The sequence below is a fragment of the Spirillospora sp. CA-108201 genome (genome assembly GCF_050936235.1).
GTDB lineage: Bacteria > Actinomycetota > Actinomycetes > Streptosporangiales > Streptosporangiaceae > Spirillospora.
The window spans coordinates 9449927-9467932 of record NZ_JBNJNE010000001.1 but is presented as its reverse complement, the minus strand read 5'-3'; the positions used below and the strand labels follow the sequence as shown (position 1 = coordinate 9467932).

18 protein-coding genes and 1 pseudogene are annotated in these 18006 nt (G+C 71.3%); 12 read left to right on the top strand and 7 right to left on the bottom strand.

The genetic code is table 11. The features are described from left to right. Positions 1-9 precede the first annotated feature (9 nt). From ACQEU6_RS45110 to ACQEU6_RS45095, 4 genes are all read left to right on the top strand, one after another. The gene (locus ACQEU6_RS45110; protein ID WP_499339946.1) at positions 10-1068 is read left to right on the top strand and encodes a threonine aldolase family protein; all 1059 of its coding nucleotides are present in this window, start codon (positions 10-12) and stop codon (positions 1066-1068) included. A gap of 100 nt (positions 1069-1168) precedes the next feature. Beyond that, positions 1169-2362 (top strand): thiolase C-terminal domain-containing protein, encoded by a 1194-nt coding sequence (locus tag ACQEU6_RS45105; RefSeq protein ID WP_499339945.1) that lies wholly within the window; start codon positions 1169-1171, stop codon positions 2360-2362. A 192-nt stretch (positions 2363-2554) separates the two neighbouring features. Beyond that, the gene (locus ACQEU6_RS45100; protein ID WP_499339944.1) at positions 2555-3487 is read left to right on the top strand and encodes an oxygenase MpaB family protein; all 933 of its coding nucleotides are present in this window, start codon (positions 2555-2557) and stop codon (positions 3485-3487) included. A 223-nt stretch (positions 3488-3710) separates the two neighbouring features. Beyond that, positions 3711-4760, top strand: coding sequence for a lysylphosphatidylglycerol synthase domain-containing protein (locus ACQEU6_RS45095; protein ID WP_499339943.1), 1050 nt, complete (start codon positions 3711-3713; stop codon positions 4758-4760). Positions 4761-4779: 19 nt separating this feature from the next. Here ACQEU6_RS45095 and ACQEU6_RS45090 read toward each other — a convergent pair whose 3' ends face one another. Together ACQEU6_RS45090 and ACQEU6_RS45085 are read right to left on the bottom strand one after the other, a co-directional pair. Beyond that, positions 4780-5589, bottom strand: coding sequence for an amidohydrolase family protein (locus ACQEU6_RS45090; protein ID WP_499339942.1), 810 nt, complete (start codon positions 5587-5589; stop codon positions 4780-4782). Beyond that, positions 5579-6151, bottom strand: coding sequence for a TetR/AcrR family transcriptional regulator (locus ACQEU6_RS45085; RefSeq protein WP_499339941.1), 573 nt, complete (start codon positions 6149-6151; stop codon positions 5579-5581). The genes ACQEU6_RS45090 and ACQEU6_RS45085 overlap by 11 nt, the downstream gene beginning before the upstream one ends. A gap of 270 nt (positions 6152-6421) precedes the next feature. Between ACQEU6_RS45085 and ACQEU6_RS45080 the strand changes: the two are divergent. Next, a pseudogene (locus ACQEU6_RS45080) lies at positions 6422-7590 on the top strand (Cmx/CmrA family chloramphenicol efflux MFS transporter). Here the strand turns inward: ACQEU6_RS45080 and ACQEU6_RS45075 are convergent. Both ACQEU6_RS45075 and ACQEU6_RS45070 read right to left on the bottom strand, forming a co-directional pair. Further along, complete coding sequence (locus ACQEU6_RS45075; RefSeq protein ID WP_499339940.1) at positions 7536-8351, bottom strand: SGNH/GDSL hydrolase family protein; 816 nt, start codon at positions 8349-8351, stop codon at positions 7536-7538. The pseudogene ACQEU6_RS45080 and the gene ACQEU6_RS45075 overlap by 55 nt on opposite strands. A gap of 236 nt (positions 8352-8587) precedes the next feature. Further along, complete coding sequence (locus ACQEU6_RS45070) at positions 8588-8893, bottom strand: PGPGW domain-containing protein (RefSeq protein WP_499339939.1); 306 nt, start codon at positions 8891-8893, stop codon at positions 8588-8590. 146 nt (positions 8894-9039) lie between these two features. Here ACQEU6_RS45070 and ACQEU6_RS45065 point away from each other — a divergent pair, with 146 nt between their 5' ends. From ACQEU6_RS45065 to ACQEU6_RS45055, 3 genes are all read left to right on the top strand, one after another. Then, entirely contained in the window at positions 9040-9534 is a 495-nt protein-coding gene (locus tag ACQEU6_RS45065; protein ID WP_499339938.1) for an NUDIX domain-containing protein, read from the top strand. An 18-nt stretch (positions 9535-9552) separates the two neighbouring features. Beyond that, positions 9553-9945 (top strand): PPOX class F420-dependent oxidoreductase, encoded by a 393-nt coding sequence (locus tag ACQEU6_RS45060; RefSeq protein ID WP_499339937.1) that lies wholly within the window; start codon positions 9553-9555, stop codon positions 9943-9945. Positions 9946-10279: 334 nt separating this feature from the next. Then, positions 10280-11218: a hypothetical protein gene (locus tag ACQEU6_RS45055; RefSeq protein WP_499339936.1), complete on the top strand. Its 939-nt coding sequence runs from the start codon at positions 10280-10282 to the stop codon at positions 11216-11218. Positions 11219-11231: 13 nt separating this feature from the next. Here ACQEU6_RS45055 and ACQEU6_RS45050 read toward each other — a convergent pair whose 3' ends face one another. Beyond that, positions 11232-11657 carry a hypothetical protein gene (locus tag ACQEU6_RS45050; protein ID WP_499339935.1) on the bottom strand — a complete coding sequence of 142 codons (426 nt, stop codon included), beginning with the start codon at positions 11655-11657 and terminating at the stop codon, positions 11232-11234. 46 nt (positions 11658-11703) lie between these two features. Between ACQEU6_RS45050 and ACQEU6_RS45045 the strand changes: the two genes are divergently transcribed. Continuing rightward, positions 11704-13110 carry an alpha/beta hydrolase gene (locus ACQEU6_RS45045; protein WP_499339934.1) on the top strand — a complete coding sequence of 469 codons (1407 nt, stop codon included), beginning with the start codon at positions 11704-11706 and terminating at the stop codon, positions 13108-13110. A gap of 133 nt (positions 13111-13243) precedes the next feature. Here the strand turns inward: ACQEU6_RS45045 and ACQEU6_RS45040 are convergent, their stop codons facing one another. Next, on the bottom strand, positions 13244-13810 hold the full coding sequence (locus ACQEU6_RS45040; protein ID WP_499339933.1) for an SUKH-4 family immunity protein: 567 nt from the start codon (positions 13808-13810) through the stop codon (positions 13244-13246). Next, on the bottom strand, positions 13807-14232 hold the full coding sequence (locus tag ACQEU6_RS45035) for an ATP-binding protein (protein WP_499339932.1): 426 nt from the start codon (positions 14230-14232) through the stop codon (positions 13807-13809). The genes ACQEU6_RS45040 and ACQEU6_RS45035 overlap by 4 nt, the downstream gene beginning before the upstream one ends. A 688-nt stretch (positions 14233-14920) precedes the next feature. Between ACQEU6_RS45035 and ACQEU6_RS45030 the strand changes: the two genes are divergently transcribed. Genes ACQEU6_RS45030 through ACQEU6_RS45020 form a run of 3 tightly spaced genes read left to right on the top strand, consistent with a single transcriptional unit; the run spans position 14921 to position 17710 of the window. Next, on the top strand, positions 14921-16771 hold the full coding sequence (locus ACQEU6_RS45030; protein ID WP_499339931.1) for a hypothetical protein: 1851 nt from the start codon (positions 14921-14923) through the stop codon (positions 16769-16771). Beyond that, positions 16758-17204 carry a hypothetical protein gene (locus ACQEU6_RS45025; protein WP_499339930.1) on the top strand — a complete coding sequence of 149 codons (447 nt, stop codon included), beginning with the start codon at positions 16758-16760 and terminating at the stop codon, positions 17202-17204. Before ACQEU6_RS45030 ends, ACQEU6_RS45025 begins: the two co-directional genes overlap by 14 nt. After that, the gene (locus tag ACQEU6_RS45020) at positions 17204-17710 is read left to right on the top strand and encodes a hypothetical protein (protein WP_499339929.1); all 507 of its coding nucleotides are present in this window, start codon (positions 17204-17206) and stop codon (positions 17708-17710) included. Before ACQEU6_RS45025 ends, ACQEU6_RS45020 begins: the two co-directional genes overlap by 1 nt. Positions 17711-18006 lie beyond the last annotated feature (296 nt).

Genomic DNA, 18006 nt, shown 5'->3' with positions numbered 1-18006 from the left:
AATGGACGCATGACTCAGCCGTCCGACATCCGTCCGCCCGCCGCGCGCGGTTTCGCCAGCGACAACCAGGCGAGCGTCCATCCGGAGGTCCTCGCGGCCCTGGCCGAGGTCAACACCGGCCACCAGCCCGCCTACGGCGACGACGCGGTCACCGCCCGGCTCCGCGAGGTCGTCCGCCGCCACTTCGGCGAGCAGGCCGAGGTGTTCCCGGTGTTCAACGGGACGGGCGCGAACGTGGTGTCGCTGCAGGCGATGTCGGAGCGGTGGAGCGCGGTGGTGTGCCCGGAGTCGGCCCACGTCAACACCGACGAGTGCGGCGCGTCCGAGAAGATCGCCGGGCTGAAGCTCGTCACGGTGCCGGCCCCGGACGGCAAGCTCACCCCCGAACTGGTCGACCGGTACGCGACGGGCTTCGGCAACGTGCAGCGGCGGGAGCCGGCCGTCGTGTCGATCACCCAGAGCACGGAGCTCGGCACCGTCTACACCGCGCGGGAGACGGCGGCGGTCGCGGCGGCGGCGCACGAGCGCGGCCTGTCGGTCCACATGGACGGCGCCCGCATCGCCAACGCCGCCGCGTCGCTCGGCCTGCCGCTGCGCGCCCTCACCACCGACGCGGGCGTGGACGTGCTGTCGTTCGGGGGCACCAAGAACGGCCTGCTGCTCGGCGAGGCGATCGTGGTCCTCGACCCGGGCGCCGTGCGGGGGCTGGCGTACCTGCGCAAGTCGAGCATGCAGCTGGCGTCCAAGATGCGGTACGTGTCGGCGCAGCTCATCGCGCTGCTGGACGGCGACCTGTGGCTGCGCAACGCCGCGCACGCCAACGCCATGGCCCGCCGCCTGGAGGCCGCCGCCCGCGCCGTCCCCGGCGTCGAGATCACCCAGGACGTCCAGGCCAACGCGGTGTTCGCGCTCATGCCGAGGGACGCGGCCGGGCGGCTGCGCAAGCGGTTCCCCTTCTACACCTGGGACGAGGCGACCGGCGAGGTCCGCTGGGTCTGCTCCTTCGACACCACCGAGGGCGACGTGGACGCGTTCGCCGCCGCGCTCGCGGAGGAGACGGCCGCCTGACCGGCCCGGTCATCCCGATCATCGGGAGCGCCCCCGCCCGCCGGGCGGCCCGGGGGTTATGGTGTAACCGAACAGGATTCGGTTACAGGAGGCGACCCCGATGGCCAACCGCACCTTCGTCGTCGGCGTGGGCATGACCAAGTTCGAGAAGCCCGGCTCCCGCGACTGGGAGTACCCCGACATGGCCAAGGAGGCCGTCGGCAACGCCCTCGCGGACGCGGGCGTCGGCTACGACGCCGTCGAGATGGCCTACGCCGGCTCGATGTACGGATCGATGGGCCAGCGGGCCCTCTACGAGACCGGCATGACCGGCATCCCGGTCATGACCGTCATGAACGCGTGCGCGACCGGGTCCAGCGCGCTGTTCCTCGCCCGCCAGGCCGTCCGCGGCGGCCTCGCCGACTGCGCGCTCGCGCTCGGCATGGAGAAGATGAAGAAGGGCTCGCTCGGCGCCGGGATGGGCGAGTCCAAGGTCACCATCATCGACCACCACCTGCGCTCCATGACCGCGGGCCGCGAGTGGGAGCTGGACAAGGCCCCCATGCCGCAGATGTTCGGCAACGCCGGCCGCGAGCACATGGAGAAGTACGGCTCCACCCCCGACCACTACGCCTGGATCGGCTGGAAGAACCACAAGCACTCGGTGAACAACCCCTACGCGCAGTTCCAGACCGAGTACTCCCTCGACGACGTCAAGAACGCCACGATGATCTTCGACCCGCTGACCAAGCTGCAGTGCTCCCCCACCTCCGACGGCGCCGGCGCCGCGCTCGTCGTCAGCGAGCGGTTCCTGGACGAGCACGATCTGTGGGACCAGGCCGTCGAGATCGCCGGCCACCACATCGCGAGCGACACGCGGGAGAGCTTCGCCGACCACTCCTCCATCCAGGTCGTCGGCTTCGGCGTCTCCCAGCGCGCCGCCCGGAAGGCGATGGACGAGGCCCAGGTGTCCATCGACGACGTCGACGTCATCGAGCTGCACGACTGCTTCAGCGCCAACGAGCTCATCACCTACGAGGCGCTCGGCATGGCCGAGGTCGGCGAGGGCCACAAGCTCGTCGACGACGCGGCCACCACCTACGGCGGCAGGTGGGTCGTCAACCCCTCCGGCGGCCTCATCTCCAAGGGCCACCCGCTCGGCGCCACCGGCCTCGCCCAGTGCGCCGAGCTGACCTGGCAGCTGCGCGGCAAGGCCGAGGGCCGCCAGGTGGACGGCGCCCGCGTCGCCCTCCAGCACAACATCGGCCTCGGCAGCGCCTGCGCCGTCGCCGTGTACAAGCCCGCGACCGCCTGACCCGCGCGAAGGCCCCGGGCAGGGCAGGTCCGCACCGGTCGATCGAGATCGACGCCGGCCGCCGCCGGCGGAGCGCGCCTCGGGCGCGCCCCGCCGGCGGCGGCCCTTCGCCACCCCTGCCGTGCGACAACAATTGACTTTTGTCTCACAGCGGTTACGGTGAAAGCCCGCAACCACCGGCCAGGAGGCGCGATGCCCGCCCCGCCCCCGCCCCCGACGGTCGTCACCGCCGCCGCCCGCACGCCCTCCCCCAGGCCCGACCGGACGGCCGCCCGCGCCCCGCTCGGACCCGGGACGCTCCTCTGGCGGCACGCCGCCGACCTGCGCTCCCTGCTCCCCGGCGCCGCCGCCGGGCTGATGCAGCTCATGCACCCGGGCATCGGCGCCGGCGTCACCGAGCACTCCGCGTTCTTCGACGCCCCCTTCGACCGGATCCACCGGTCCGTCCCGCAGATCTGGGCGACGATCCTCGCCCCGGACGGCGCCCCCCGCGCCCGCGCCATCCGCGACCTGCACCGCGCCATCGGCGGCGTGGACGAGCGCGCCCGCCGCTACCACGCCCTCGAACCCGAGACGTTCTGGTGGGCGCACGCCACGTTCACCTGGGAGATCTTCAAGGCCGCCGAGACCTTCCACCCCGGCACCCTCACCGCCGAGGACCACGAGCAGATGTACGCCGAGACCGTCACCTGGTACTCCCGCTACGGCGTCAGCATGCGCCCCGTCCCCGCCGACTACGCCGCCTTCCAGTCCAGGTTCTGGCACATCTGCACCCGGACCCTCGAACTCACCCCCGCCGCCGCCCGCGCCCTGGAGATCGCCAAGCACGGCTCCGACACCGTCACCGTGCTGCCCGTCGGCGGCCCCCGGATCGACCGCGCCGGCCGCCTCGCCGTCGAGCGCCCGCTCCGCCTGATCACCTTCGGCTGCCTGCCCCAGATCGTCCGGAGCCGCTTCGACATCCCCTGGTCCCCGCTCGACCAGGCGCAGTTCGCGGCACTCGCCCTGGCCAACCGGCAGGGCTACCGCATGATGCCCACCGGCCTCAACCACTGGGCCCTGCGCAGCATGCTGCGCTACATCGGCGCCCAGACCCGCCAGAACCGCTACCGGCCGGCCGCCTGAGCCCCTCCGACACCCCCGGCCCCTCGTCCGGACGGCGGCCGAGCCGGGCCCTCGCGCCCGACTTGCGGAACGAACGCCCTCCTGCGCCACCTCGGCCGCGCCCCGGGCTGGACCGCCTGAACCTCCGTGACCTGCGGGCCCGCGGCCCGCAGGTCACCCAACGTTCTTGTCGAAGGGGCCGGGATGTCGCATGAGCTTCAGGCGAGTAGCCGAACACTGAGGTGTGGAGACGATCACCGCCGGCGCCGACTCCGCGGCGTCCGCCAGGATCCCCGCCGACCTCGGCGCCGACGCCGCGACGCCGTCCCTCGCCCGGCGGGCCCACCGGGCCCGCCGGGCGTTCGCCGGGCTCCTGCTCGCCGCCCTCGCCGCCGCCGTGCTCGCCGTCGCCGGGCCACTGCGGCCGGCCTTCGCGGCGCTCGGCCACATGCGCTGGGCGTTCCTGCCGGGCCTGGTCCTGCTGTCCCTGCTGCACTACGTCTGCTCCGCCGTCGCGCTGCGCGGCGCGGCGGGCCGCCCGCTGCCGCTCGTCCGGACGACGATGACGCAGTTCACCGCGTCGGCGGCCAACCGCGTCACGCCCGGCGGCCTCGGCGCCGCGGCCGTCAACACCCGCTACCTCGTCTGCCGCGGCCTGCCGCTGCCCCGCGCGGCCGTCGCCGTGGCGGTCCTGCAGGTGGCCGGCGTCCCCGCCGACCTGCTGCTGATGGGCGCCGTCCTCGGCGCCGGCGCCGTCCTGGCCCCGGGCGGCGGGAACGACCGGATGCTGGACGCCCTCGGCCACCACGCCTCCCGGGCCGCCGACCTCGTCCCGCCCCTCCCGCTGCTCATCGCCGGCGGCGTGCTGCTGCCGGCGGCCGCCCTGTGGGGCCGCCGCGCGGCCCGCTCCACCGCGGCCCGCAGCGCCGCGGGCGGGCTCGCCGACCTGTGCCGCCGCCCCCGCGACCTCGCGGTCGTCCTCGCCGCGTCCGCGGGGACCACGTTCGTCCTCGGCGTCGCGTTCGCCCTCAGCGTCCTCGCCGTCCCCGGGACGGCGGCGGGCCCGGCCGACGCGCTGGCGCTCCTCGCCGCCTACCTGGTGGGGGCCGCGGCGGGGTCGGCCGTCCCGACGCCCGGCGGCGTCGGCTCCACCGAGGCCGCCCTCGTCGCCGCGCTCGCCGCGCTCGGCATCGCCGCGGGGCCGGCCCTGCACGCCGTCCTGCTGTTCCGGGCGGTCACGTTCTGGGCGCCGGTGCCGCTGGGGGTCCTGGCCTGCCGGACGCTCCGGCGGTGACCTTTACATTGTAGATCAATTAGAGGCGGAAGACCTTCCGGGCGTTGCCCGCCAGGAACGCCTCCCGCGCGTCTTCCCCCAGGCCGAGGTCGTCCAGGCCCTTGAGCGCCCGCTCGGCGGTCAGCATCGGGTAGTTGGTGCCGAACATGACCTTGTGGTGCCGTTCCTGGGTCATGTAGCGGACGAGTTCCGGCGGGTACCTGCGGACCGTGTAGGCGGACGTGTCGATGTAGACGTTCGGGTGCTTGCGGCACACCGCGACCATCTCCTCCGTCCACGGGTAGCCGATGTGCCCTCCCACGATCACGAGCTCGGGGAAGTCGAGCGCCACCTGGTCGACGTACGGGATCGGCCGTCCCGTCTCGCTCGGGCGCAGCGGCCCCGTGTGGCCGACCTGCGTGCAGAACGGGACGCCCAGTTCCACGCACTCGGCGAACAGGGGGTAGAAGCGCCGGTCGGTGGGCGGGAGCTCCCACAGCCACGGCACCACGCGCAGCCCCTTGAAGCCCAGCTCCCCCACGCAACGCCTCAGCTCCCGCACGGCCTCCATGGGCCTGCGCAGGTCGACCGAGGCGATGCCGGCGAGCCGGCCCGGCGCCTGCCGGACGAACGACGCGACCTCGTCGTTGCTCACGAGGTCGCCCTCGGGCCCGTACCAGGCGCTGATCAGTCCGACGTCCACTCCCCCGGCGTCCATCGCCGCGACCGTGGCGCCGACGGGGACCTCCTCCGACGGCGGTTCCTGCCCGGTCCACCTCCAGAGCGAGTCGAGCATCTCGTGCCGCAGGAACCGCAGCGTTCCGTGCTGCATCCACGCGTCAACCACCATGAGGACCTCCCACCGACCGCCATGCGGCCTCGCTCAGCGATGCGACCTGCCCGCCGTCCGGTTCGGGGCACTGGCCGTTCAACCAGAGTCGGCACAGTTCCTGCGCGGGCCCGAGCCACAGGACGAAGGCGGTCACCGCGTCCACGTCGAGCAGCCCGCCGTGCCGCGCCTGCACGCGCCACCAGCTGCGCACCTCGCGGAAGAACGCGCCGTTGCGCTCGGCCAGCCCCTCGCTCCCGGCAGGGCGCTCGGTGAACATGAACCGGGCCCGGCCGGGATGCTCCCCGCACCACCGCACGTGGAAGGCCACGACCGAGGCCACCGCCTCCCGCGCTCCGCCATGGGACTTCAGCTCGGCGAGGAAGGCGTCCTGGTACATCCCGATGCTCTCGACGAACAGCGCCTCCGCCACCTGCTCCTTGCCGGAGAAGTGGTGGTAGAAGCTGCCCACGCTGACCCCGCTCGCCGTCCTGAGCCCGCTCAGCGTGGTCCCGGCGACCCCGTCGCGCCCGAACAGCTCCAGCGCCGCCCGCAGGATCCGCTCCCGTCCGGCCTCCTTCATAGAACATTATTCTGCCATGGCAGAATAATGTTCTGTACGGGCGCCGTCCGGAGCCCTGCTAGCCTCATGGCCATGTCCAGTCCCGAGTCCGACAGACGCTGACTCCCGGGCGGCTCCCCCTAGCGCGGGCCGCCTGAGGCGGGCTGCCTTCCTCGCCCTCGCATCCGAGGGATCCTTCTCTGCCATCGCCGTCCGTGCCGACGCCGGACGGCCGTCTCGGCGCAGCCCCCCACCGACAGCCGACCTGTTCGCCGTCTCGGGAGTCTCTCCTTGCCTTTCGCCGTCTACGTCCTCGGGCTCGCCGTGTTCGCCCAGGGCACCTCCGAATTCATGCTGTCCGGGCTCGTCCCGGGCATCGCCGCGGACCTGGGCGTGTCCATCCCCGCCGCCGGCCTGCTCACCTCCGCCTTCGCCATCGGCATGGTGGTCGGCGCCCCGTCCATGACCCTGCTGGCCCGCCGGTGGCCGCGCCGCCGCGCGCTGCTGGCGTTCCTGGTCGCCTTCGTCGCCGTCCACGTCGCCGGCGCCCTCACCACCAGCTACGCGGTGCTGCTGGCGACCCGCGTCGCCGCCGCCCTGGCCAACGCCGGGTTCTGGGCCGTCGCGCTCGCCACCGCGACCGCTCTCGTGCCCCCGCCGCCCGCGCCCGCGCCACGTCCGTCGTGGTCGGCGGCGTCACCGTCGCCTGCGTCGCCGGGGTCCCGGCGGGCGCGCTGCTCGGCGGGGCGTGGGGGTGGCGGGCCGCCTTCTGGGCGGTCGCGCTGGTCTCGCTGCCCGCCGTCGTCGCGATCGCCAAGGCGATCCCGGAGGAGCGCCCGTCCGCGGGCAGCGCCCGCAGCGAACTGCGCGCCCTGGCCAACGGCCGCCTGCTGCTCACCCTCTCCGTCAACGCGCTGTTCCAGGGCGCGACGTTCTGCACGTTCACCTACCTCGCGCCGCTCGCCACGAACGTCGCCGGTTTCGGCTCGGCCTGGGTGCCGGCGCTGCTGGCGCTCTTCGGCGCCGGGTCCTTCGCGGGCGTCACGATCGGCGGGCGGATCGCCGACGCGCATCCGGCCGCGCTCATCGCGGCGGGCATGACGTCCCTGACCGCCGGGTGGGCCGTCCTCGCGCTCACGGCCGGGAACCCGGCGGCGGTGGTCGCGCTGGTCTTCGTCCAGGGGATGCTGGCGTTCGGGACGGGCCCGGCGCTGATCTCACGCGTCCTGGAGCAGGGCTCCGCGGCGCCGACGCTGGCCGGCGGGTTCGCCACCGCGGCGTTCAACGTCGGCGGGACGCTCGGCCCGTGGCTCGGCGGCACCGCGATCGGCGCCGGCCTCGGCTACCGCTCGCCCGTGTGGGTGAGCGCGATGCTGATGGCCGGCGCGATCGCGGTGCTCGCCGGTCAGGTCTGCTTCTGGAGGGCCAGACTCGCCGAGCCCGTCAGCGCCGGCAGGTAGCCGGACCGGTGGCCCAGCGCGGTCGGGTGGTAGGACGAGCCGATCGGGATCGTGACCGCGTTGAGCCAGTCGTCGCCGGAGCACAGCTCGTGCCCGGAGAACTCGTCCCGGACGTCCGACCACGTGAACCCGGCGCGCCCCGCGGCGGCCGAGACCACGGTGTCGAGGGTGTCGGCGGCGTGGTTCAGGGCCGTGCGCTTGGTGTTGCCCAGCCCCGCGCACCAGTCGACGATGACGTAGAGGCGCGGGTACCCGAGCACCACCACCCGCGCCGACGGCGACTTCCCGCGGATCTTGCCGTACAGCGAGTCGAGCTGGCCGGGGAGCGTGTTCTTCATGTAGGTCTCGGCCTGCGTCACCCTGCTCTGGCACGACGCGTTCGACTGCAGGACGCAGGTCTGCATGACGTCGGCGAACCCGGCGTCGTTGCCGCCCGCGGTGACGCTCACGAGCGTCGTGGACGAGCTCAGCGCGCCGAGCTGGCCGCTGGCGACGGTCGTGGTCGTCGCGCCGGAGCAGGCGACGAACTTGTACGACGAGGTCGCGTGCGACGCCGCCCACAGGTTCGGGTAGGCGTTGGCGCTGCGCTGGCACGTTCCGCTGTTCGGATCGTAGTTCCCGGCACCCGTGCCGGAGGAGTAGGAGTCGCCCAGGGCGACGTAGTCGGGCCCGGCCGCGGAGGCGGATCCGGACCCGAGCAGTGAGGCGGCGGCGAAGGTCGCCGCGCCGAAGGCGACCAGGCAGGGGCGGGGCAGACGCATCGGCACACTCCGGGGCGACGTATCGAATTGTGACTTCCGTCATATACCCGGGCCGCCATTGCGCCAAGCTCAAGTCTGATCAACTTTGTTCGGCATGATCCGCCATTGCTATTCAAAACAGACAAATCTCAGGGTGCCCGACCCCAAGATCTCACAACCATTCCCGAATGCCTCCCCCTGACCCCAGGGGCCCGTCCCGCACCACGCCTCCCCGCGCGCCGCGCTGCGCCAGGAGTTCAGCCCTTGCGGCCGAGGCGGGAGGCTCCGCCGCGGATCCGGTGCCATGCGGCGCGCACGTGGCCGTTCACGCCGGCGCTGATGCGGCGGGCGGTCGGGAACTCGGTGCCGAGGAGTCCGAGTCCGGCGAGGATCGCGACGATGCCGGGACCGGGCAGCACGAGCATGGCCACGCCCGCGACGATCAGCGCGGCGCCCGCGATCCCGACGCCGATCTTGCGGAGCAGGCGGACGTGCGCGCCGCGCCGGCTCGCGGGCGCGGCGTCGGCGTCCGTCCCGGCACGGTCCAAGGCGGTCGTGGTCACATCGTCCCCCGATCTACGTACACGGCTTTCCTCTGGGACGAACCGGCAGGCCGCCGAAGCTCCCGCATCCGGCGCGGTGTGGCCAGAGTCACAACCCGTCGCCGGGGGCGGCGGCGCGGCCCGCGCGGCCCGCTAGCATCGCGCAGATGAGGATCCCGTTCCGCGCGCGGGCCCGTCTCGGGGTCCTGGCCGCGCCGGTGTGGAGGCGGCTGAGCGGGCGGGCGCAGTGGCGGCTCGCGCGGCTCCGGCACCACACGTTCCTGGTGTACGCCGGAGGGGTCGTCCAGGACGAGAAGGGGCGGATCCTGCTGCTCCGGCACCGGCTGTGGCCCGCCTACCGCGCCTGGGGGCTGCCGGGCGGATACGTCAACGCCGGCGAGCGGCCCGAAGACGGGGTCGCGCGCGAGGTCCGCGAGGAGACGGCCCTGGAGGTCGAGGTCACCGTGCCGCCGCTGCACGTCGCCGGCGGTTTCCGGCACCGGGTCGAGGCCTACTACGCGGCGCGGGTCGTCGGCGGCCGGCTCGACCTGGACGCGGCCGAGATCCTGGAGGCCCGCTGGTGGCCGCTCGACGCGCTCCCGGACGAGATGTCGCCCCGCCTCCGCGGCGTCATCGCCTCGCTTGACCTCAGCCGCGGTTGAGGTTGCAGGCTGGAGGGCATGAGCCTCACCGACCTCGAACGCGAATACCTCGCCACCCAGCGCCTCGGCCGCCTCGCCACCGTCGGCCCCAAGGGCGATCCGCAGAACAACCCGGTCGGATTCGACTACAACGCCGAGACCGGCACGATCGACATCGGCGGCTGGAACCTCGCCACGTCCCGCAAGTACCGGAACCTGCGCCACAACGACCAGGTCGCCTTCGTCGTGGACGACCTGGCCTCCGTCACGCCGTGGCGGGTGCGGGGCATCGAGATCCGCGGCCGCGCCGAAGCCGCCGTCGCCGAGGGCACCCGGTTCAGCGGCGACATCATCCGCGTTCACCCGCACACCGTCTTCAGTTGGGGAATCGACCCCGCCGCCGAAGGAATGACCAAGCGCACCATCGATTGACCACCCGCCGGCGGGAGCCGGAGCCGCGAAGGCCGACCGCGGTCAGGAAGTGCCGCGGGAGACGACGAGGACGCTCGGCGCGGCGGCGGTCTCGAAGGGGCCCCTCACCCGCATCGCGTCCAGCCCACCGGTCACGTGCACGGCGCGGACCACCGGGCCGATCCGCGCGCTCTCGCGTCTGGAGACGAGCCTCGTGGCCGTATGCGAGGCACCCGACTTCTGGACAGCGCCATTCCCCCGACCATTTGCGGCCAGTATCGACTGTGGAATCGGGGTGCGTGATAAACCGTTGAACGGCCGACGGGCCGCGTGAAGACGACCGTCAGGAAGCCTCATGAACGAGGAACGCGAAACGCTCCCGCCCTGGTCTCCCGCGGTCCGCACCGACTGCCCGGTCGGCGTCGCGCACCAGGCGTGGATCGAGGCGTCGATCGCCTGGTTCCTCCAGGAGTTCGGCCGCGACCCGGTGACGCGTCCCATCGTCCTGGCCAGGCCGGATCTGCGGTCCGCGAGCTACACCGGCACACCGGCGCAGATCGACGACGTGGTCGCGTGGACGTGCGAGCTGATGGGGATCGACAGGTCCGAACTCATCGTGGAGTTGTTCGACCGGGAGGGCGAGGACCCGGCGGCGGGCGGAGGCAGGCGCACGGTAGGGCACTACCACGTCGAGGACGGCCGGGCCGTCATCGGGCTGGACGTGACGGAGGCGTCCGACGCCGCCTATCTGATCGCCGTGATCGCGCACGAACTGTGCCACGTCCGCCTCCTCGGCGAGGAGCGGATCACCCACGAGCGCAGGGACCACGAACGGCTCACCGACCTGCTCACCGTCTATTTCGGGTTCGGCGTCTTCAGCACGAACGCCGCGCTGCGGTTCGGCGGGGCGACCCGCGGCTTCTCCGTCCAGCCCCTCGGAGACCTGGACGAGCGCACCCTGAACGCCGCCCGCAACGACGGCTACTCGCGGCTCGGCTATCTGACGGAGCCCGAGTTCGGCTACGCGATGGCCTGCTACGCCTGGCTGCGCGGCGAGACCGAGCCGCCGTGGGCGGGCCACCTGGACCCGGGCCCGCGCGCCTTCCTGCGCCAGGGCCTCGCCTACCTCTCCCGGTCCGCCCCGCCGGGCGCGTTCCCGACCCTCCGGACGAAGGGCGCACCGGTCACGATCCGCGTGATCCCGAAGACCGGCCCCACCTGGCTCAGCGGCCTCTTCCTTGAGCTCGACCGAACCGATTGGCCACCGGCGGCGCCCGGCCACCGGCCGTCATGACCGGTGCACGATCTCAGCGCGCCTCGCCGGGCAGGCCCCGCCGGCGCGCCAGCAGTTCCTGCGCCTCTCGCCAGTGCAGATGCGAATGCTCCTTGCCCAGCACGGCGTGTTCGTCGCAGAACCACAGCACCTCAGGAGGATGACCGACCCAGCCCTCTCGATACTGCTCCTGTCGAACCGCCTCCTCCTCCGGCGTGAGCGCGAAATAGACGGTCTCGAACGACGAGATCGGAACCCCGTCGCTGCGGGTCCGAAGACAGATGAAGCACCTCGGCGGCATCACGGCGACTCCTCGGGGAATGTGGGCTCCGTCGAACGGTAACGCGCAGTGGCCTTCTTCTGGCACGAGCCCTCGTCCGAACGGCCGATGCCCGCGGTCCCGGACGCGACCGTCCAGCCGATGCACCGGCCGCGCCGCATCAGCAAGATCGATGGGCATGAAGCGACCTTCTCTCCTGGCGGCCTTCACCCTCACCATTGCGCCCTTGACGGCTGTCCCCGGCAGCGCGGCGGCGAGCACGATCGTCTGGCGGGCCTGCGGGAACACCGGCGCCGAGTGCGGGACCGTCACGGTGCCCGTGGACTGGTCCCGCCCGGGCGGCCGGAAGCTCTCGCTGGCGGTGACCCGCCGGAAGGCGACCAAGGCACAGGCCGGCACGCTGCTGTACAACCCCGGCGGCCCCGGAACGGGTGCCGCCGACCTGGTCCGGGACTGGGCGCCGCGATTCTTCTCACCCCGGTTGCGTGAGCGGTTCGACATCGTCGGCATCGACCCGCGCGGTGTCGGCGGCAGCGAACAGATCGTCTGCGAGTTGCCCGTGCACGACCCCGACGTCACACAGTTCCCGAGCACCGAACGTGAATACGAGCGCATGGTGGCCCGCAACAGGGCGGTCGGGGAGAGTTGCGATCCGCTCATCCGGCACGTCGACACCGTGAGCGTGGCGCGTGACTTCGACGCCGTCCGCGCCGCCCTCGGCGAAGAGAAGGTCAGTTACCTGGGACGGTCGTACGGCAGCATGCTCGGCACCCAGTACGCGCGCCTGTTCCCCGACCGAATCCGCACCATGGCACTGGACGGTGTCGTCGACCACGGCATTCCGTCGCGCCGCATGGTGGGTCAGGCGGCGTCAGCCGTCGAGGACTCCTTCGACCGGTTCGCGGCCTGGTGCGCGCGAACAGCCGACTGCGCACTGCACGGGCGCCCGGTCGCGAAGGTATGGGACGCGCTCGTCCACAGGGCCGCCCACCGCCCCCTGCCCGTCCCCGGCGGTCGGCCGCTGACGGCCGAGGAACTGCGCTACGGCGTCTACGCGATGCTGACGTTGTTCCCCGAGTTCGGGCAGGGGCTCGCGCGCGGCATCGCCGAAGCCGACGGGAACGACGCCTCCCTGCTGGGGCAGATGCGCGACCAGGCACTGTACGATCCGGCGAGCACGGCCGCCTACCGGGCGATCCTGTGCCAGGACATCGACCCACAGGTGTCCGGCTTCGGAGAGCTGCGCAGGCGTGAGCACACGATCCGGCGGCGGACTCCGCACATGGGCGGGACGTCGGAGTTCTGGGACATGACGACCGGGTGCATCGGCTGGCCCGTCCGCCCGGCCGATCCCCAACGCCCGGTGCACATCCGCGACGCACCGCCCGTCCTGCTGGTCGGCAACACCCACGACCCGGCCACGCCCCTGGAATGGGCGAAGAGCCTGAGCCGCGGCATCCGGGGCTCGCGGGTCCTGGCCTACGACGGCGACGGCCACACCGCCTACCTCCGCAACCACTGCGCGACCACCCAGATCGACCGCTACCTGCTGACCGGCGCCCTCCCCAGCATCAACTCCTGCCCCGCCGACCCGCAAGAGCAGGCCCATGGTGCCGACAGCCCCGTCGCCTAAGCCTGCGCCTCGGCGCTGCCGCCGCGACGTCGCGGGCGGTGGAGGGCTCCGGGGGGAGAGACAGCGGCCTGTGTTCCTGGAACGCGTGTCGGGGTGACGAATCGCAGGGCGGCAGCGCGCAGATCCCGGGCCCCTAGAGGCCCGCTCGGTAGCGGGCGTATTCGCAGGCGAGGGTGTCGATGGGCAGGGACGGCCAGCGGGTCAGGGCGCCCGTGCGCCGGTCGATGACCAGTAGCGGGGCGGGCTCGTCGCCTGGGCCGTCGGCGGCGCGGGCGACGAACCCGTCCGGGAAGTCCTCGATGATCAGCGGGACGGGGCCGCCGCCGCGCCAGAAATGCGCGTCCGCGCGTCGCCATGCCTCGGCCCGGTCGACAGGGGCCGGGCGGACGCTGTAGGCGGCGAGGACGTGGGCGAGGCCGCGCAGTGTCCGGCACTCGGCCGTCCCGCAGCCACGGCAGATCGGTTCGCCCTGTGGGCCCTCGCCAGGGCGATGGGCCGCGAGGACGCAGGTCAGCGCGGCGGTGCAGGCGAGAACGAGGCGCCGTGACCGGGCGACGAACTCCCGGCTGGCGGAGTCGAGGCTCCCGGTCTGGACGAGCGCGGCGTCGATGGAGTGGGGGTCGGCGCGCATCGCGGCGGTCATCGCGGCGTGGACGCGCAGATGGACCTGGTCGTGCGTCCAGGAGGCGGGCTCGGTCACGCGGCCCACTCCCCCGCGAATACGGCGGTGACCGTCCGGCCCTCGCCGTTGCCGTGCCATCCCCAGCTCGCGGCGGTGAGCGAGATGGTGCGCAGGCCCCGGCCGGACTCGGCCAGCTCGGCGGCGTCCAGCGCGGCGGGCTCGCCGGGGCCGCCCTGGTCGGTGACCGAGACAGCGACCAGGCCGCCGTCCCGCACGACCTGGAGGGTGAAGGAGCCGCCCGCCTGGCCTGACTTGGTGTGCCGCAGCGCATTCACGACCATCTCGTCGGCGGCGAGCAGGACGTCGTCGAGGAAGGGGCAGCCGTCCAGAAGGCAACCTACGAACCGGCGGGCGTTGCGGGCCTGCTCGGGACCGCCGGGGAAGGAGCGCCGCCAGCACAGCGGCGCCGGCTGCGCTGCCGGGAGCATCGTCGGGGACATCAGAGCACCTCGGGTCGTCAATGACATGGTCGTTGCGGATCTACGGGGTCAACCCTTGTTCCACACGCACATCGTCACACTCAGCCGCCATCCGAACACGGAGGATCCAAGCGCTACCTGCTCCGGCAAGGGATTTAGCACAAGTGCCGGTCGCACGTCCGATCTCCGCATGTGCGGAGTTCGCGTGCCCTCGGCCCTCACCTGCGGGTGAAGCGGCGAGGAAAGGTCTGCCTCGTCGGTGGTCGCGCCACTCCGTGCCCGTCTTGCCCGGACGGCCGGATCGGCCCTCGGGAGAACGCGGCCGGGGGGCCGGGGCGACCGGCGCGGAAGCCGTCCGCCCTGAGCTCCGTCACCTTCGGGACGTGGCGGGCCCGGACGACTCCCAAACGTTCAAACGTCCTATATCGGCATGAAAGCCGCATTGACGGAACGATTGAATGGCCCGCCATGGAATGCCGCAGCGTCCCGGCCCGTCCAGGCAAGTAGACGAATCAACGGAAGCCCGGCATACAGTCGCGCGATACGCCCACCAGGAGGATGTATGCGGGATATCGGCACGTGCAAAGTTCGCACGTGCGCGATTACATAGGGGCCGGTGTGATCCGGCGTTGGCCCCGCACGCCACGGACGCACCCGGCGAACCGTCTGGCCGACCGGCTCGCCTTCCCCCGATGAAAGGGCTGCAAGCGTGGGCATGGACACCCCCTCCGGCGGGCCGGGCAAAGGTCCCGAGACCCCCGACAAGCCCACCCCGCCACGCACCGACGACAAGCCCCCGGCCGAAGCTCCCGGCACATCGGACACACCCCGTCTGGACAGCTACAAGGCGGCAGGCCAGCCGGTTCCGGGTCAGCCGGAAGCCGGCACCGAACGACGCGGTGACCGCGAGGCGCAACCCAACGGATCCTCCACGGACTCCTCCTCCACCGGCCCGGCCACGGAGAAGCCGCAGACTCCCGGTGACCCTCCGTCCGAGGCCGAGCCGAAGACCGAGAAGGAACCAGAGACCGGCAAGACCGAAGTCGGCTCTCCATCGGGCGAAGAGCGCGACCACGACGATCCCGCTCAGACCGGCGACGGCGGCCCGGAAGCGGAGAAGCCCGGCCGGCCCAAGCCCGAGAACCCTCGGCAAGACGAGGGCGAGCGCGGCACCGACGACCGCGGCTCCAAGACCGAGCAGCCCGAGCCAGGCAAAGCGGAAGAGCAGGACGGCGGCCGTGCCGCCGACGACCCCGCGTCCTCCGGGCAGCCGGGCACCCGCCCGGCCGAGGCTTCCCAGTTCCCGCCCGGCTCCCGCCGGGCAAGCCTCGCCGCCGCCCGAGAGGGCCAGTTGGAAACCGCGGAAGAGCGGCGAGCCGTATTCCAGGACGCCCAGACCACCAACGGCCCCGGAGAAGGAAGCCCCGGCGAAATCGGTGACCGCGGAGCCCCGCCGCAGAGCGAGCACGCAGGGTCGGACGAGCGCGGACCGGAAGCACAGCCCCAAGGAGCCGAGACTCCGCCTAGCACTATCGGCGACGGCGACACCTCCAGCGGCGCCGACGGGTCCGGCGACGGCGAGGGGTCAAGCGGTCGCGACCAGCCCGCGCCTGCGGTCCCCGAAGCAGAGGCGGAGCCCCCGTCGCACGAGGCACCGCGCCCGCAAGATCAGGAGCACGAACCGCTCATCCCGCAGGACTCCGCCGACTCGGGCGACAACAGCGGCGACCCGCCAGCAGACGCCTCACCGCCCGCCGACGGCCAGACTCAAGGCGGGAAGGACGGGACGCTGCCAGGCGCAGAGGTCGGCCAACCCACCGAGCCCGCCGCTGAGACCGACCCGCCCGGTCCCGAACCCGGCCGCGAAGCGTCCCCTGTCGGCCCCGAAACGACCGACCAGGGCACCGAACCCCCAGAGCCAAAGACCGACGACGGAACCGGTGAACAGAGCGACGCCCATGGTAGAAATGCCGAGGGCCCGGAGTCCATCGAGTCCACCGACGAAACTACCCCGCCCGATCGCGAGGCCGAACAGTCTGGCGAAAGAGAGGAATCCGACACCGAACTAGCGCCTCACGAAGAAGAATCGACAGACATAGAACCAAGTCGATTCGCCGGGCAAGTCACGATCACCCTCGACCGCGACGGAAGACCGGTCCCACCAGACCACCCGGACGCCGACACAGAGACCCCTGGCCGCGGCGAACTCCGTCGCCCCGAAGACGACCGAGCCTCTCGCGATTATCAAGAAAGAGACCCGGACAATCCGACTCCGGGCAAAGATATTCTGAGGAAGTTCCTACTTAAAGCAGAAAACGCCAAAGACTCGGGAAAGACATTCACCGAGCCGGCCCTCAAGAACTTTGACCGAGTAAAACCCACAGGCCAGTCATGTGCGGCACACCCTAACACTGATCACATAAAGGCACCTGATCAAAGTATTAAGTCGGGCGATGTCTTGCTAGGCGCCGTGGGGACGGCAATCGTTTTGGGTGAAGTTGTTCGCCTTGGCCTCAACCTTGCACGACGAACAAGAAGGAGAGAGCATGCCGATCACTGATGAGCAAGTAGCAGTTCTAAGGGCTCAACTTAAAGGAAACCGCGAGGAACACCTGAGGCTATTGGATCAACTCGACTCCAACGAAGCCAACGTTTTTTACACGGCACTTGTCGGTGCCGCCTTTATCAATGCAGCTCAGCATCATTTTATAAAGAACGGCGAAGTTGCGAGCACGTCCCAGATTATCGACTTCGTGGCTCAAGTCCGAGAAAGAAGTGACGATTCCTCTCATTTGATCAACCCCCAGCTAGGCGAGAGCATGCTACTCGATTTCCTTGGCAAGGGCACAATGATTGAAGCAGATCCAGATACCAAGTTTGGCCACCAGATAGTCATGCTGTCAGCAATGGTGGGCGCGAGGCAGTTTACTCCGGTCGAACTCGAGGCATTCCTGCAGAGTGCCCGCTCACTCGCAGAGGAGCTACTCAATTAATGGATTACTCTGCAGTTCATATCGGTGAGGAGAATATTCTCGCGTTGCGGTCTTTCCTGCTGGAGGGGCCTGAGGCGTGGGTGCCTCTGCAGGACGAGATACAGGTGGACGACGAGACGGCGGCCGGGTACATGTCGCTGCTTTTCTGCGCGTTCGAGGTTGCGGTACGTCGAAAGTTTGCGCCGACCTACTTCGCGGGTCAGCTCGTTCGGTTCGTCGCCGACGTGCGGATCGCGGCCGCCGAGGACGCGATCCCGATCGATCCACTCGTTGCCGAGGACATGGTCCGCCGTGCCGTCGACGCACCCCTGCTTAAGGACACTGTCCCGGAGGACGTGTCGGCCACTCTGCATGCCCAGGTCTTCATCCTGCTCTACCTTGTCGCTGAGATGGACCTCGATCGGGCCGGGCTGGAGCAGTTCATTGACGAGGTCACTGTCTATACCGAGGAGTGGCTTGCGGCGCGGCGTGACGAGGCCTCCGCTTCGGCCTCTTCACCATCCTAAGTAGGACAGCTGGTTGATCGGCCGCACGTGTCGGCAACGCTGATAACCCGTTCATCGCGGTTGCGATCGTTGCGGTACGGGCCGCAGGGGTCGTGACGCCTCTGTCGACCCTGTCTCGGTGTCGCGACGGCCGCTGTTAATACCAGGAAGAGGCGACTCGACTCCTCTGGCCTGCTCGCGCGTGCCCGGGACGCCCAGGAATGGGCGTTTACGAAGCGGTCGTTTTCGACCGAATCGGACTGACGAAGGCTGCAACTTCCAATTTTCGCACGTGCGAACTTCCGACCCCGCTTGGG

Coding starts and splice junctions, on each gene's coding strand:
- ACQEU6_RS45090 (WP_499339942.1), bottom strand. CDS start 5,589: ATGGTGGTTGACGCGTGGATGCAGCACGGAACGCTGCGGTTCCTGCGG.
- ACQEU6_RS45085 (WP_499339941.1), bottom strand. CDS start 6,151: ATGAAGGAGGCCGGACGGGAGCGGATCCTGCGGGCGGCGCTGGAGCTG.
- ACQEU6_RS45060 (WP_499339937.1), top strand. CDS start 9,553: ATGAGCCTCACCGACCTCGAACGCGAATACCTCGCCACCCAGCGCCTC.
- ACQEU6_RS45055 (WP_499339936.1), top strand. CDS start 10,280: ATGAACGAGGAACGCGAAACGCTCCCGCCCTGGTCTCCCGCGGTCCGC.
- ACQEU6_RS45020 (WP_499339929.1), top strand. CDS start 17,204: ATGGATTACTCTGCAGTTCATATCGGTGAGGAGAATATTCTCGCGTTG.
- ACQEU6_RS45065 (WP_499339938.1), top strand. CDS start 9,040: ATGAGGATCCCGTTCCGCGCGCGGGCCCGTCTCGGGGTCCTGGCCGCG.
- ACQEU6_RS45025 (WP_499339930.1), top strand. CDS start 16,758: ATGCCGATCACTGATGAGCAAGTAGCAGTTCTAAGGGCTCAACTTAAA.
- ACQEU6_RS45050 (WP_499339935.1), bottom strand. CDS start 11,657: ATGCCCATCGATCTTGCTGATGCGGCGCGGCCGGTGCATCGGCTGGAC.
- ACQEU6_RS45075 (WP_499339940.1), bottom strand. CDS start 8,351: ATGCGTCTGCCCCGCCCCTGCCTGGTCGCCTTCGGCGCGGCGACCTTC.
- ACQEU6_RS45110 (WP_499339946.1), top strand. CDS start 10: ATGACTCAGCCGTCCGACATCCGTCCGCCCGCCGCGCGCGGTTTCGCC.
- ACQEU6_RS45100 (WP_499339944.1), top strand. CDS start 2,555: ATGCCCGCCCCGCCCCCGCCCCCGACGGTCGTCACCGCCGCCGCCCGC.
- ACQEU6_RS45035 (WP_499339932.1), bottom strand. CDS start 14,232: ATGTCCCCGACGATGCTCCCGGCAGCGCAGCCGGCGCCGCTGTGCTGG.
- ACQEU6_RS45105 (WP_499339945.1), top strand. CDS start 1,169: ATGGCCAACCGCACCTTCGTCGTCGGCGTGGGCATGACCAAGTTCGAG.